Genomic DNA, 13167 nt, shown 5'->3' on the forward strand with positions numbered 1-13167 from the left:
AAGAAACGGTCATATACCCATTTCCCTGGTCGTCCTGCGGCCGTGACGCGTTAGCTATCCCACATGCGCCATGCGCCGTGGCGGGCGCCGATTTGCGCAACCGCGGCCACAATCCTTTGTGGGGAATACCACAGCGCCTACTGTAAGGTCCACGGTAAGTCAGCGCAGGCGGGGAGAAGGGTGAACCATGCCAAGCACCACTGATACGCGCAGCCAGCTGCGGCCCGACGTCGATCTGACCGACGGCGCCTTCTACGCGGGCGACTCGCGACCGGTCTACCGATGGATGCGCGAGAACGAGCCGGTCTTCCGGGACCGCAACGGCCTGGCGGCCGCGGCGACCTACCAGGCGGTGATCGACGCCGAGCGGGCACCGGAGTTGTTCTCCAACGCCGGCGGTATCCGGCCGGACCAGGACGCACCGCCCATGATGATCGCAATGGACGACCCCGCCCACCTGCTGCGGCGCAAGCTGGTCAACGCCGGCTTCACCCGTAAACGCGTCAAGGACAGGGAGTACTCGATCGGCGCGCTGTGCGACGCGCTGATCGACAACGTCTGTGAACGGGGCGAGTGCGACTTCGTCTGGGACCTCGCGGCTCCCCTTCCCATGGCAGTGATCGGCGACATGCTCGGGGTGCTTCCGGAGGAACGCCAGATGTTCCTTCGCTGGTCCGACGACATGGTGACGTTGCTCAGCAGCACGACCGCACAAGAGGATTTTCAGGTCTCGGTGGACGCATTCGCCGCCTACACCGAATACATGACGGGCATGATCGCGGCGCGCAAGGCCGAGCCCACCGATGACTTGGTCAGCGTGCTGGTACATGCGGAGGTGGACGGCCAGAAGCTGGCCGACCATGAGATCGTCACCGAGGTGTTGTTGCTGCTCATCGGCGGCGACGAGACCACCCGGCACACGCTGTCCGGCGGCACCGCGCAGATACTCCGTCACCCGCAACAGCACCGGCGACTGGTCGACGACGTGGCCCTGCTACCCAACGGCCCTGCTACCCAACGCGATCGAGGAAATGCTGCGCTGGACCGCCCCGGTCAAGAACATGGCCCGCACCATGACCGCGGACGTCGACTTCCACGGCACGCAACTCCATCAGGGCGAGAAGATCATCTTGCTGTTCGAATCGGCGAACTTCGACGAGGCGGTGTTCGGCGACCCGGAGAGCTTCCGGATAGACCGGTACCCCAACAACCATCTGGCATTCGGCTTCGGCACCCACTTCTGCCTGGGCAATCAGCTGGCGCGCCTGGAACTGTCGATGATGCTCGAGCGGCTGCTGAAACGCCTCCCGGACATGCGGCTGGCCTCGGCGGACCCGCTACCGCTGCGGCCGGCCAACTTCGTCAGCGGTCTGGAACGCATGCCGGTCGAATTCACGCCCACGGCAAGGTCGGGCGCCTGATCAGGGACTGGGTCCGAGGCCTCACCGCTGCTGGCCGGCGAGCTCCGCGTCGGTCGCGTAATCCAGGTAAACGCTGGTGCCGTTGGGCCGGGCGCGGATGGTGCAGTGGTCGGACAGGCGGTGCATCAGCATGATGCCGCGCGAGGCGTGCGGATCGTTCGACTGCCTCGATGAGGGCTTGCGCCAGCTTCCTCGGTCACTGACACAGACTCGGATCGACTCGGCCTGCGGGTCGTAGCTGGCCTGGAGTTTCATGACGCCAACCTGCTGATGCGAGCGATAAGCGTGCTCAACGCAATTCGCCAGCGCTTCGTTGACTCCGAGGACGACGTCCTCGCGGATTGCCTCCGGCGCGCGCACCTCTTGCGCCAGCCACCGTTGCAGCGCACGGCGCCACGCCGCCACCGTGTCGGGGCGGGCTGTGCCGGCGAGCGTCAGCCGCACCGGCGTGGCTGTCTCCGGCAGTAGTGGACTCATGAAAGCCGCATACCCAGTTGCAGTTGGAGCAATAACCTTCTGCGAGTATCGCTTCGGCCACAGATCGATAGCCGCGCAGAATCACCAGGTCACGGCGTCGCGGCGGGTGCTAGCGGTGCGGCGACAGGACGGGTGTGACCAGTTCGCCCGTGCTGAGGTAGCTGTCGAGATTGCGGATCGCCAGCAGGGCCATGGCCCGCCGGGTCCGCGCGGTGGCGCTGCCGATATGGGGCAGCAGCACAACGTTGTCCAGGCCGATCAATTCGGCCGGTACGTGTGGCTCTTCGGCGAAGACGTCCAGGCCCGCTCCCGCCAATTCGCCCGCGGCCAGCAATTCCACCAGCGCGTCCTCGTCGACCACGCTGCCCCTGGCGATGTTGATGAGGTAACCCTCGGGGCCCAGAGCCCGCAGCACCGCGCGGTCGACCAACTTGTGCGCATTGCGGTCACCCGTGGTGGCGATGACCAGGACGTCCACCGACTCGGCCAGCTCCACGGGCGAATCGGCATAGCGGAACGGTGATCCCTCGATGCGGTGGCGGTTGTGATAGGCAATGGCACAGTCGAATCCGAGCAACCTGGTCGCGATCGCCGAACCGATCCGGCCCAGTCCCAAGATGCCGACCTGCAGGCCGCTGACGTCCCTGGCGTAAGGAAACGCGCCCTCGCGCGCCCATCGGCCAGCGCGCACGTAGCGGTCGGCGGCGCCGAAACGGCGCAGCGTCATCAGGATCAGCCCCACCGCGGTGTCGGCGACTGTGTCCGACAACACATCGGGCGTATTGCTCACGCCGATGCCGCGGCGTTTGGCCGCCTCCAGATCGATGAGATCCACGCCGGCCCCGTTGTTGACGATGACCTCCAGATTGGGCAACGCCGCCATGGTGTCCGCATCGACGCCGGGCGATCCCGACGTCACCAGCACGCGCACACCGGCTCCGTGCACGGTCAAAAACCGCGTGCGGTCGGGGCCGCCGGGCAGCTGCGGAATCTCATACCGGGCGGACAGCTCCGCTGCGAACGTCGGCTCCATCTCGCCGACCCTGAGCACCCCGCTGACTTTCTTCGCCGTCACGACTTCATCATCCTCGACGGCGGCATGGGGCCGGCCGGCCGGCGGTGGAATATCCCGACGACGACTGTGGTTGATCAGCGCGGCGGTGTCGGCCATTCCCCCGGGGACCACACCAGAACCGTCGCTGCGAGCGACCACTTGCGCCAGAGGCGAGAAGCCGGCACCGCCCCCAAACCCCTGGCCCGCGGGCTCGCGGGAGTTTCGTCTGGGAAGCAATCCCGCTATCGCGCGGTTGCACAGCGAATGCGTATCGGAGTCGTCTTTCCGCAAACCGAGCTCGGCTCGGACCCCGCCGTCGTGCGCTTGTACGGTCAGCGCGTCGAGGAACTGGGGTTCACCCACATCCTGGCCTACGACCACGTCGTCGGCGCGGACCCGACGGTGCATCACGGCTTTCAGGGCCCCTACGACATCGACTCGACGTTTCACGAGCCGTTCGTCATGTTCGGCTACCTGGCTGCTGTCACCTCGTTGGAACTCGTCACCGGTGTCATCATCTTGCCGCAACGCCAATCGGTGCTGGTGGCCAAACAGGCCGCCGAGGTGGATGTGCTCAGCGGTGGCCGTTTCCGGCTCGGCATCGGATTGGGTTGGAACGCAGTCGAATTCGAGGCGCTTGGCGAGTCGTTCATCAACCGCGGCAAGCGTTCCGAGGAACAGGTCGAGGTCATGCGCAGGCTGTGGACCGAACGGTCGGTCACGTTCAACGGCCGGTACCACACCGTGACGGGGGCCGGCCTGGCCCCGCTGCCCACCCAGCGGCCGATACCGGTGTGGTTCGGCGCCGCGTCGGATCGTGCATACGAACGTGCCGGTCGGCTCGGCGACGGTTGGTTCCCCATGGTCGAGCCCGGACCCGGGCTCGACCACGCGCTCGAGCAGGTGGGCCGCGCGGCCGAATCCGCGGGCCGCGACCCGAAGAGCCTCGGCATGGAAGGCCGGGTCAGCTGGACCGAAGACCGCGATAAGCTCGCCGCCACCATCGCCGCCTGGAAGGCCGCCGGGGCCAGCCACCTGTCGGTGAACACCATGAAGGCCGGCTTCGCGAACGTCGACGAACACCTCGCCGCCCTCGAGCAGGTTGCCGACGACCTCACATAGCGCCGCGGCTTTACCGGCTTCCCGCCGCGGACAACTCCTCGACCAAACTCAGGTGCGCGTTGCGGCGGCCGGCTTTCGATCGCTTTGGCGCGGGCTCAGTCGCCTCGACCGTGTCGCGGACATGGACCTGCCCGCCCGTAGCGCAGTGGCGGCGCTGCCAGTCGCTGATCGCTTGGTGCGCCGCGTGATCGAGATAGCTGGTCAGCAGGTGGATGGTGACCGACGTGCGTTCGGGGACCGACGCCAGGACGCCGGTCAACCGGGGCAGCGCCAGGAAGGTGCAAGCGCCTTCGACGACGACGTGCCATCCGTCACCAACGGGCTTGGCCTCGATCCTGGCGCGCACCACCCGCCATCCGGTGACGGCGACGGCCAGCGCGAGACCGATCATCACGCCGTGCAGCAGATTGAGGAAGACGACGCTGCCCACGGTCACCAGGTAGACGGCGAGATCGCCGTTGCGCAAGGCGGTTTCGATATGCGCCGGCTTCAGCAGCTCGATGCCGATGACGATGAGCAGGCCGGCAAGTGCCGCCGTGGGAATCTTTTCGACGAGCCCCGCGAACGGCACCGCGAAGAGCAATATCCAAATGCCATGCAGGATGGTCGATGCACGCGTCTTCGCACCGGCATTCACGTTGGCCGCGCTGCGCACGATGACACCGGCGATGGGAAGCCCGCCGATGGCGCCCGATGCGATGTTGGCCGCGCCCTGCCCGATCAGCTCACGGTTGAAGTCGGTTCGCGCCCCGGTGTGCATTCGGTCGATCGACACCGCGGTCAGCAGACTCTGCACGCTGGTGATCAATGTGACCGTGATGACGGCGATAACGACGGCTGCCCAATTGCCGTGCGGCAGCGACGGCAACCGCAGTGCCTCGAGGACGGAGCCCTCCAAGACGATCCGGGACACATGGAACGGGAAGATCATCGAGATGGCGGTGACCGTCACGATCGCCACCAGTGGACCCGGAACACTGGCCACCCGGGCCGGAACCCAGCGCCAGGCCACCAGAATGGCGATCACCAGCAAGCCCAGCACGACTCCCGGGCGGTGTGCGCTCACAATCTGGGCCGGCAATCCGGTGACGTTGCTCCACGCCGAGCTTTTCGAAGCGCCGCCCAGTAGCACATGAACTTGCTGCAGGGCGATCGTAATTCCGATGCCGGCCAGCATGGCGTGCACTACGACCGGCGAGATCGCCAGTGCGGCCCGGGCAATCTTGCTGAACCCCAACAGGACCTGCAGAATCCCTGCGATCACGGTGATGAAACATGTGATCGCCCAGCCGAACTGGGCGACCAGATCGGCGACAACCACGGTAAGCCCTGCGGCCGGACCGCTCACCTGCAGTGGTGAGCCGCCGAGCCACCCGGCGATCACTCCTCCGACGATCGCCGCGGTCAAGCCCGCGAGAACCGGTGCGTCCGAAGCGATCGCGATACCTAGTGACAGCGGAAGCGCCACCAGAAAAACCACCAACGAGGCCGGCAGATCGTACCGTAGCGTCTCTCGCATCCGATCGAGCCGGGACGGAGCCACCGCCTCCAGGTCATGTCGACCTGGCTGTTCCAGCTTGTGCACCGGCCCTCCCCGAATTGGTCTTTAGCGGTGGGCTTTCAGCTATCCGCCCGGTCACGGCAGGATGATCACTCGTAAAGCCGTGCGGCGCAGGCGGTTACAGATACCACGAACGTCGTTGTTCGGCTGGAGATGCCTGGCCTATGCGTTCGAAGGTAAGTGGGCGGAGATAAAGGGGTCAACCGGACGGGCCGGGCGCATATCGAATGCAAATTTTTCGGTGGCCATTGCAAGCAGCGCAGCCAGCCGAGGGAAAATGGTTACTCCAGAACGAAAACCGGGATTTGCCGCGCCGTTTTCGTCTTGTAATCCGCGTAGGGCGGGAAGGCCTCAACGGCCCGCTGCCACCACTCCTCGCGCTCGGCGCCGTCGAGCTCGCGCGCTGTCAACCTGAACACCTTGTCGCCATCCTGCAATGTCACGGCCGGATTCGCCTTCAGGTTGAAGTACCACAGCGGATGCTCGGGGGCGCCGCCGTGCGACGCGACAATGACATAGCGGCCATCCTTCTCGACCCGCATCAACGGCACGTAGCGCTGCTTGCCGGACTTCGCCCCGGTGACGGTCAGCAGCACGATCGGCCGGTCGAAAACCTCGACTCCGTCGGTCGTGCCCTGACTCAGGATCTGTTCGGTCTGGTCGCGCACCCAGCCCCTGGGGCTCAACTCGATTTCGTCAGCCATACCTACACCGAACACCCCGGATCCGCGACTCCATTCCCCGGGTCCAACTAAGGCGTACAGTCGAGTCGTCAACTTATATGAGCTAACTAATCGCGTCGCAGTCGCGGAGAGGAGATGGGTGTGGCCCGCACCGAGAACGACACCTGGGACCTGGCGTCCAGCGTCGGAGCCACGGCAACCGCGGTCGCCGCGCAGCGGGCGATCGCCTCCAGCCCACCGGATGCTTCGTTGAATGACCCATGGGCCGACCCCCTCGTCCGCGCAGTCGGCATCGACAGCTTCATCAAGCTGCTCGACAATCAGCTCGACCGCAGCGACGATCCGCTGCTGAACCGTCAGGCGGTCAAAGAGCAGATCACGGTGCGGACCCGGTTCTTCGATGACTTCTTCGTTCAAGCGACCGAATCGGGCATCAAGCAAGCGGTGATCTTGGCTTCCGGGCTGGACACCCGGGCGTATCGGCTGCCCTGGCCGGCGGGCACCGTCGTGTACGAGATCGACCAACCTGAGGTGATCGAGTTCAAAACGCGGACGCTGGGTGAACTGGGCGCCACCCCCAGCGCGGAGCGCCGCACGGTGTCGATCGACCTGCGCGAAGACTGGCCGTCCGCCCTCACCGCCGCCGGATTCGATCCTGCACAGCCGACCGCGTGGAGCGCCGAGGGACTGCTGGTCTACCTGCCGCCCGAGGCGCAGGACCGCTTGTTCGACAACATCGCGGCCGTTTCGGCGCCGGGCAGCCGGATCGCCACCGAACACCTGGACCTGCGCAGCATCCCCTCGGACTGGGCGCAGAAACTGACCGAGCGGTCCCGGCGCATCGGCTCCAGCATCAATCTGGCCGAGCTGTTCTACACCGGCGAGCGCAACACCGCCGCCGAATACCTGGGCGCCCGTGGCTGGGACGTCGATATACGGACAACCGAGCAGGCTTTTGCCGCACACGGGTTCGCGGTGCCCGACGACGAATTGGCCTCATTCGGCGACGCTTCCGGCTACCTGACGGCGACGCTCAAGTAGTTGAGCCCCCGACGGCCTCGGTTGCTGCGCAGCTGGGGTCGGTCGGCGCGCCAGTTCCCCAATCAATCCCTCCGTCGCCGTGCCACCGCACGCCCCCTATATCAGCGTCATTGACATATATCAGTGCCGTTGATATAAACGGTGGCATGACCCAACCGACGCAAGAGATGTTCGAATCCGCCTACCGGGGCGAGGCTCCCGAAATGGGCGAGGGCAACCGGCCGCCGTGGAGCATCGGCGAGCCGCAGCCGGAGATCGCGGCCCTCATCAACGATGGCAAATTCCACGGCGACGTGCTCGACGCCGGTTGCGGCGAGGCGGCCGTGTCGCTGTACCTCGCCGAGCGAGGCTTCACCACCGTGGGCCTGGACCAATCCCCCACCGCCATTGCGTTGGCAACCGAGAAGGCCGCCCGCCGGGGCCTCACCAGCGCGACCTTCGAGGTCGCGGACATCAGCGCCTTCACCGGCTACGACGGGCGCTTCGGAACCATCGTCGACAGCACGCTCTTCCACTCGATGCCGGTCGAACTGCGTGAGGGCTATCAGCAGTCGATCGCGCGGGCCGCAGCGCCGGGCGCCTCGTACTTTGTGCTCGTCTTCGACCGCGCCGCGATGCCTGCCAACGGGCCGGTCAATGCGGTGACCGAAGATGAGCTGCGCGAGGTGGTCTCGAAGTACTGGGTGATCGACGAGATCCGGCCGGCCCGCATCCACGCCAACGTGCCCGAAAGCTTCCTGTCCGGCTTCCAGGACTTCGCCGCCGACATTCGCGATGAGGACAACGGTCGCAAGTCCGTGGGCGCCTGGTTACTGTCCGCGCACCTCGGCTGACGCGGACCGGGCCGCGCGGCCTACGGGCCGTCCCACCCCTCCGGCAGCATCGGCGTGCGCGCGCCGTCGCCGGAGTCGTTGTCGCCCAACGTAATCAGGCCGGCTGCCCGCAGGTCAGGCCGAGGTAGCGTCCCGGCGAAGCCCCGTGCCGAGGCGCCGGATTCCGAGGGCAGGTGCCGAGCGGACGACGCCGGTGCAGCCGCGGCGGCCGTCTCGTCATCGGCCTCGATGAATTCGTAGCGGTATCCGGGGTCGACGACCGAGCGCGGGCGCCGGCGTGAGCGTCCATGGTGCTGCTCCGCCGCGGCCACCCCGGCGGCCGACGCCGCGTTCTGCGTGGCGGGCGCCGCGTTGTGGGCCCGGGTCTGCGCCGTCGATTCCATACCGAGCCCAACGTTGCCCACCAGGTAACCGAAGCCCTCGGTTCCGGTCACCGGGGCGGGTGGTGTGGGTGGAGCCGCGGGCGGCGCAGCCGCCGAAGTCGTGGGCGCCGGGGTCGACGCCATCGACGTCGCCGTTGCTACCGGGCCGGCCGGGGCCATGGGCGCCGTCACCGCAGCGGCCGACACCGCCGGCGGTTGCACGCCCACCACCGCGGGATGCGGCACGGCGGCAGGAACGGGCACGCCGGCCGGCGCGGCCAACCCGGCCAGGCCCGCCAAACCCGCCAGGCCGGCCACGCCTCCCAGGCTGGTAATCGACAGGCTCAAACCGACCTGCAGCAGCAGCGGCAGTTCCTGGAGAATGAAGCGCAGTGTCCGGATCGTCCAGTTGATGATCCGGTAGGTCTGCCACGCGATGAAATAGTTGACCAGCGCCGGGAATTGGGACGGATTGAGCAGGCCGGAAAGGTTTTGCTGTAACCAGGCCACCGCCTGGGCGTTGCCGTTGAAGAAGTTGCCCAGGTTCTGCAGGTACTCCGATGGACTCCAGTTGGGTTGGCCCTGCCCGGGTATCTGCTCACCGTCGGGCCCGAACAGCATTTCCCAGATCTCTTCGGGCGTGGGCAATTGGAAGGAACCCGTGCCGCCGCCTCCACCGCCGCCGGTCCCAGTGCCGGTGCCGCTTCCCGTTCCGGTTCCGGTGCCCGTGCCGGATCCCGAGCCGCTGCCCGCCTTACCCCCGGTGCCCGCTCCGGCGGCGCTGCTCATCTGCACCGCCGCGGTCGTCGCCTGGTAGGTGGTCATGGTGGTGGCCGCCTGGGTCCACATCCGCGCGTAGTCGGCCTCGTTGAGCGCAATCGGAATGGTGTTGACCCCAAAGAAATTCGTCGCCACCAAGGCCGTGTGCGTCGCATGGTTGGCGGCCAACTCCGGCAGCGTGGGCATCGCGGCCAACGCGGCGGTGTATGCGGTGGCCACCCCCTGGTGTTGAGCGGCCGCCTCGGCGCTCAGCGCGCCGGCCAGCTGCAGCCATGCCAAATACGGCATGTGCGCGGCGACATAGCTGTCGGCCGTCGGGCCCTCCCACACCGGAACCGAACCGGTCAATACGGAAGTCAACTCCGTTGCCGCCGAATCATATTGGGCGCTCAACGCCGTCCACGTCGCTGCGGCCGCCAGCAAGGGGCCCGGCCCCGGTCCGCTGCTCAACAGCGCCGAATGCACCTCCGGCGGAAGGGCCATCCACACCGGCGCGGTCATCGTCAGACTGCGCCCAGATATGTTGACGCACCCGCCGCGTCGCCGGCGGCGTAACCGACGCCGGCCAGACTCACGCCCAACCCGGCTCGACCCAACACCTCGACGCCCTTGGCCGCCGCGGCCGAGTGCTGGCTTCCCCGCTCGCTGAACACGGCGGCGGCCGCCAGCGACACGGGATCGGCCGCCGGTGGGACCACCAGCGAGACCACCGGCGCCGCCGCCGCATGCGCGGCCGCCAGCGCAGCGGTGATCGCGTCGACCGCCGCGCTCGTCGCGGCCAAGCCCTCGGGGATAACTCGCAGCGTCACAGCGGCCGCTCCTTGTATCGTTTTGTCACCGAACCGGCGCCGGCCGCCCTGGCCGCAGGCGGCCAACCCATACCTAGGGCCACCACCCAGGCGAGCACACCGGCTACGAATCCGAAGATCAGGTGCCACCCCGCCCGCTCGAGCATTCCGTTCGATACCCACGCCGACATGGCGTGCCATGAGGAGACCGAACCGGCAAGCGCGACAAGGTGAATGGGCGCAGCGGCCAGCACCAGTAACCACCGATGCGAGCGCACCACCGGAACCGAGCCCACCGTAAACAGCAACGCCGCCGCGGCCACATAGCGACTGCTCCACAGTGGATCGCTCAACCCATGGATCGGCAGCGCCGTAATCGACGACGCCGCGCCGACCGCCAGCACCGTCTCGCGTCGCGCCGTCACCAGCGCGACCGCCACCAGCAGGGTCAGCCAGATCAGCCCACGGTGACCGGGCAGCCCCAGGGGCATCCGGATATCGGTCGAGGCGATGATGACGGCGACCGCAACCAGCGGAAATGCCACCTCGCGAACGGCGGTGAATCCGGCCGTTGGGCGCATCAGCACGGTCATGCGCAGATCATAAGTCGCGAGCCCCTACACTATTCCTCATTTACGGCGAATTCACAGGATAGGGCCCGTAAATGCGCAGCGATACGCTTCTGACTCGGGTGGTTGCGGTTTTCGCCCTGGCTGCGGGACTCGTGGCGTGCGGCGCGTCGGAGACCGAGGTCCAGCTCGTCGTGCAGAACAACCACCGGGTGCTCGACCGATTCACCCTGTCGCGACTCGAGCAGCTGCCCCAGGTTCGGGTCACGACGCCGCAATCACACCGCGTGCAGCAGGGACCCAGCGTGCGTTCGATCCTCGACGCCGCGGGCGCTACCGGGGTCATCAGCGTGCGGGTGGAAGGGCGCGACCCGGCCCAGACCCTGACGGCCGGCGAGCTCGACGATCGGACCATCCTCGGCTTCACCAAACGCCACACACTCAAGCTCACCGGCGCAAAGCTCAGCCGCGATCAGTGGGTTCGCGACGTCACCGACCTGGTGGTCAACCCGTGATCGGCGGTACCGCGCTGGCCGGTGTCGACCTGCTGATCGGCATCGATGACACCGACAACCCGTACACCCCCGGCACCGGCCGGCGGGCCCGCGCGCTGCTGCGTGAGCTACAGGCGGCCGGACTCGGCTCACCCTCGGGCGCCACGAGACATCAGCTGCTCGTCGATGATCGGATCCCGTACACGTCCCATAACTCGAGCGCGTGTCTGGCCTGGCGCAGCCCCGCCGGTGATCCGCACGCGGTTCGCACCGCAATCATCGAGTTCGCCGGACACTTCCTGGAAACGGTGTGCCCGCCCGATGCGGATCCGGGGCTCGCCGTCGTCGTTCCGGGCGAACTCGCCGGCAGCGCGGCGCGGCTGATCGACTTCGGTCTCCGCGCCAAACGGGAAGTACTGTGCCCCAACGAGGCTCGCGAACTCGCCACGACACTCGGCATCCACCTGTCCGGCCACGGCGGCACCCGGGAGGGGATGACCGGCGCGCTAGCGGCGGTCGGCCTGCACCTGTCGGGCAACGACGGACTGTTCATCGCGTTGCCCGGAATCCGTAAGCTGCCCGACCGGGCCACCATCGAGACCGTATTCGACCTGACCCCGATCGACATCGCGCGCGACGACGCTTTCCGCCAGCCGCGGCCCGGCGAGATGATCGACCTGGGCGACTGGGTGCGGCCGGTCTTGCTCGACGGGCTGGCCGTGTTGCTACTCGAACCGCCCCGACCGCAGGGCGACGGAACCAGGTCGTGGCGAACGGCACCGCGCGCGGTGGTCAAGCAATACTGATTCCCCGCTCGATCCCGTGTACGTGAGCTGCGCGATCGGTGTCGGCGGCCGGGCGGGGGTTTCAACGGCCGTCATTCGGGCGAACCTGACGAAAGGCATTGCAGACGTTCAGAGGAGATCTCGGTGGATCAGCAAGTCAACTTCGACCCGCCCGCGGCGCCCGAGGACGCCCGAAAGGCAACCGAGGAACAGCGCAAGCTGCAGGAGCAGCTCGAGCACCAGGACGAGGATCCGAACGGCCCCGGATTGCACCAATCCCGGCACGACCTACCGGACGAGAGCACCCGCTAGTCGCCTCAACCTTGGCTCGGCGAAAGCCCGTTAGAGGCAAGGTAGTTCAGATTGCCGGACCGCCGGTGTGGACCGCCGGTAGTCGTGGGCAAGCGCTACGCCCGCCTGCCACGTCAACATCAATCCGCCCAGCGCCGCCGCGGGAATCGCCCATAACCGCCGGATCAGGAGCGCGTGATCGCACTGGTCGACATACTTGCCGCCCACGCCGACCGCGCTGGACGCCTGGGCCAGATCGGTGACAAAGCCGCTGCCGCACTTGACTTGCCAGCCGAACTGATCGTAGGCGTCGATGAAAACCGGCAGGTACAGCGCGAAGAGCCCCCCGGCCAGCAACACCACGGCAGCGGAGACGACCAGCGGCCCGCGGTTGGTCATGCGCCCCCCTTAGGTCATGCAGACGTTGGCGAAAAGCAGCACCGGCCAAGAGACGATCGAGCCGAGGAATGAGACCACCAGGTCGACGCCGTGCATGTCGTGCAGATGCTGGGTGTGGGTGCTCGACCAGATCACGCCGACGATCAGGTACGGCGTCCCCAGCAGGATCCCCAGGCCCAGCAGCTCGGCGATGGTCAGTTGGTACTCCAGGACTGAGCGGATCCTGCTGAGCATGGGCATGCCTTTCGCGCGGGTGCTGCCGGGTTCGAAGCCGACCTACACCGAAGTGCTAAGGACCCACCGCGTCCCGGCGTGCGGACTAGACCCATACATGTTAATGCCCATTCGTGCGATTCGGTAGTGCTGCGCTCGATTCGGCGGCGCAGTCACGCAGCAGCCGAACGCTCAGATATGGTGGCGCAAAGGGGCGTTCGGCTCGCGCTCGATGCATCGCAGCGGTTTGTTTCCAAGAAGCAAGTGCGGGAAGATTCTTTGCCGGGGCTTCCG

Annotated in this window: 15 protein-coding genes and 1 pseudogene; 7 read left to right on the forward strand and 9 right to left on the reverse strand. The window is 66.9% G+C overall.

Going from position 1 to position 13167, the window contains the following annotated elements; translation table 11 throughout:
* Positions 1-187: 187 nt before the first annotated feature.
* A pseudogene (locus tag A9W96_RS07645) lies at positions 188-1421 on the forward strand (cytochrome P450).
* A 21-nt stretch (positions 1422-1442) separates the two neighbouring features.
* Here A9W96_RS07645 and A9W96_RS07650 read toward each other — a convergent pair.
* Complete coding sequence (locus A9W96_RS07650) at positions 1443-1865, reverse strand: ATP-binding protein (protein ID WP_197499440.1); 423 nt, start codon at positions 1863-1865, stop codon at positions 1443-1445.
* A gap of 142 nt (positions 1866-2007) precedes the next feature.
* On the reverse strand, positions 2008-2931 hold the full coding sequence (locus A9W96_RS07655) for a 2-hydroxyacid dehydrogenase (RefSeq protein WP_369806948.1): 924 nt from the start codon (positions 2929-2931) through the stop codon (positions 2008-2010).
* 285 nt (positions 2932-3216) lie between these two features.
* Between A9W96_RS07655 and A9W96_RS07660 the strand changes: the two genes are divergently transcribed.
* Positions 3217-4074, forward strand: coding sequence for an LLM class F420-dependent oxidoreductase (locus A9W96_RS07660; protein WP_067138745.1), 858 nt, complete (start codon positions 3217-3219; stop codon positions 4072-4074).
* 10 nt (positions 4075-4084) lie between these two features.
* Here the strand turns inward: A9W96_RS07660 and A9W96_RS07665 are convergent, their stop codons facing one another.
* Positions 4085-5593: a SulP family inorganic anion transporter gene (locus tag A9W96_RS07665; protein ID WP_067138747.1), complete on the reverse strand. Its 1509-nt coding sequence runs from the start codon at positions 5591-5593 to the stop codon at positions 4085-4087.
* A 323-nt stretch (positions 5594-5916) separates the two neighbouring features.
* Positions 5917-6339 (reverse strand): nitroreductase family deazaflavin-dependent oxidoreductase, encoded by a 423-nt coding sequence (locus A9W96_RS07670; protein WP_067138749.1) that lies wholly within the window; start codon positions 6337-6339, stop codon positions 5917-5919.
* A gap of 120 nt (positions 6340-6459) precedes the next feature.
* Here A9W96_RS07670 and A9W96_RS07675 point away from each other — a divergent pair, with 120 nt between their 5' ends.
* Both A9W96_RS07675 and A9W96_RS07680 read left to right on the forward strand, forming a co-directional pair.
* On the forward strand, positions 6460-7359 hold the full coding sequence (locus A9W96_RS07675) for a class I SAM-dependent methyltransferase (protein WP_066861270.1): 900 nt from the start codon (positions 6460-6462) through the stop codon (positions 7357-7359).
* A gap of 146 nt (positions 7360-7505) precedes the next feature.
* Positions 7506-8192: a class I SAM-dependent methyltransferase gene (locus A9W96_RS07680; protein WP_067022440.1), complete on the forward strand. Its 687-nt coding sequence runs from the start codon at positions 7506-7508 to the stop codon at positions 8190-8192.
* 20 nt (positions 8193-8212) lie between these two features.
* On the opposite strand, the gene A9W96_RS07685 is transcribed toward A9W96_RS07680, so the two are convergent.
* The 3 genes from A9W96_RS07685 to A9W96_RS07695 are packed head-to-tail and all read right to left on the reverse strand — an operon-like array spanning position 8213 to position 10715.
* Complete coding sequence (locus A9W96_RS07685) at positions 8213-9835, reverse strand: PPE family protein (RefSeq protein WP_231999627.1); 1623 nt, start codon at positions 9833-9835, stop codon at positions 8213-8215.
* Positions 9836-9837: 2 nt separating this feature from the next.
* Positions 9838-10143, reverse strand: a complete 306-nt coding sequence (locus A9W96_RS07690) for a PE family protein (RefSeq protein WP_067138751.1) — start codon at positions 10141-10143, stop codon at positions 9838-9840.
* Positions 10140-10715, reverse strand: coding sequence for a hypothetical protein (locus A9W96_RS07695; RefSeq protein ID WP_067138753.1), 576 nt, complete (start codon positions 10713-10715; stop codon positions 10140-10142). Before A9W96_RS07695 ends, A9W96_RS07690 begins: the two co-directional genes overlap by 4 nt.
* 98 nt (positions 10716-10813) lie before the next feature.
* On the opposite strand from A9W96_RS07695, the gene A9W96_RS07700 reads away from it, so the two are divergent.
* From A9W96_RS07700 to A9W96_RS32100, 3 genes are all read left to right on the forward strand, one after another.
* A complete protein-coding gene (locus A9W96_RS07700) occupies positions 10814-11206 on the forward strand; it encodes a hypothetical protein (RefSeq protein ID WP_197499441.1) in 393 nt (130 codons plus the stop codon).
* The gene (locus A9W96_RS07705; protein WP_067138757.1) at positions 11203-11991 is read left to right on the forward strand and encodes a hypothetical protein; all 789 of its coding nucleotides are present in this window, start codon (positions 11203-11205) and stop codon (positions 11989-11991) included. Before A9W96_RS07700 ends, A9W96_RS07705 begins: the two co-directional genes overlap by 4 nt.
* 123 nt (positions 11992-12114) lie before the next feature.
* Complete coding sequence (locus A9W96_RS32100; RefSeq protein WP_197499442.1) at positions 12115-12282, forward strand: hypothetical protein; 168 nt, start codon at positions 12115-12117, stop codon at positions 12280-12282.
* A gap of 30 nt (positions 12283-12312) precedes the next feature.
* Here the strand turns inward: A9W96_RS32100 and A9W96_RS07710 are convergent, their stop codons facing one another.
* Both A9W96_RS07710 and A9W96_RS07715 read right to left on the reverse strand, forming a co-directional pair.
* Positions 12313-12660, reverse strand: coding sequence for a hypothetical protein (locus A9W96_RS07710; RefSeq protein ID WP_067138759.1), 348 nt, complete (start codon positions 12658-12660; stop codon positions 12313-12315).
* Positions 12661-12669: 9 nt separating this feature from the next.
* Positions 12670-12894: a hypothetical protein gene (locus tag A9W96_RS07715; RefSeq protein WP_066861264.1), complete on the reverse strand. Its 225-nt coding sequence runs from the start codon at positions 12892-12894 to the stop codon at positions 12670-12672.
* Positions 12895-13167 lie beyond the last annotated feature (273 nt).

Source organism: Mycobacterium sp. 1245852.3, assembly GCF_001669335.1.
In the GTDB taxonomy this organism is placed as follows: Bacteria; Actinomycetota; Actinomycetes; order Mycobacteriales; family Mycobacteriaceae; genus Mycobacterium; species Mycobacterium europaeum_A.

What these genes read in the sequence shown, in the direction of transcription:
- A9W96_RS07660 (WP_067138745.1), top strand. Translation starts at nt 3,217, where the DNA reads ATGCGTATCGGAGTCGTCTTTCCGCAAACCGAGCTCGGCTCGGACCCC.
- A9W96_RS07710 (WP_067138759.1), bottom strand. Translation starts at nt 12,660, where the DNA reads ATGACCAACCGCGGGCCGCTGGTCGTCTCCGCTGCCGTGGTGTTGCTG.
- A9W96_RS07685 (WP_231999627.1), bottom strand. Translation starts at nt 9,835, where the DNA reads ATGACCGCGCCGGTGTGGATGGCCCTTCCGCCGGAGGTGCATTCGGCG.
- A9W96_RS07695 (WP_067138753.1), bottom strand. Translation starts at nt 10,715, where the DNA reads ATGACCGTGCTGATGCGCCCAACGGCCGGATTCACCGCCGTTCGCGAG.
- A9W96_RS07665 (WP_067138747.1), bottom strand. Translation starts at nt 5,593, where the DNA reads ATGCGAGAGACGCTACGGTACGATCTGCCGGCCTCGTTGGTGGTTTTT.
- A9W96_RS07715 (WP_066861264.1), bottom strand. Translation starts at nt 12,894, where the DNA reads ATGCTCAGCAGGATCCGCTCAGTCCTGGAGTACCAACTGACCATCGCC.
- A9W96_RS07680 (WP_067022440.1), top strand. Translation starts at nt 7,506, where the DNA reads ATGACCCAACCGACGCAAGAGATGTTCGAATCCGCCTACCGGGGCGAG.
- A9W96_RS07655 (WP_369806948.1), bottom strand. Translation starts at nt 2,931, where the DNA reads ATGGAGCCGACGTTCGCAGCGGAGCTGTCCGCCCGGTATGAGATTCCG.
- A9W96_RS07670 (WP_067138749.1), bottom strand. Translation starts at nt 6,339, where the DNA reads ATGGCTGACGAAATCGAGTTGAGCCCCAGGGGCTGGGTGCGCGACCAG.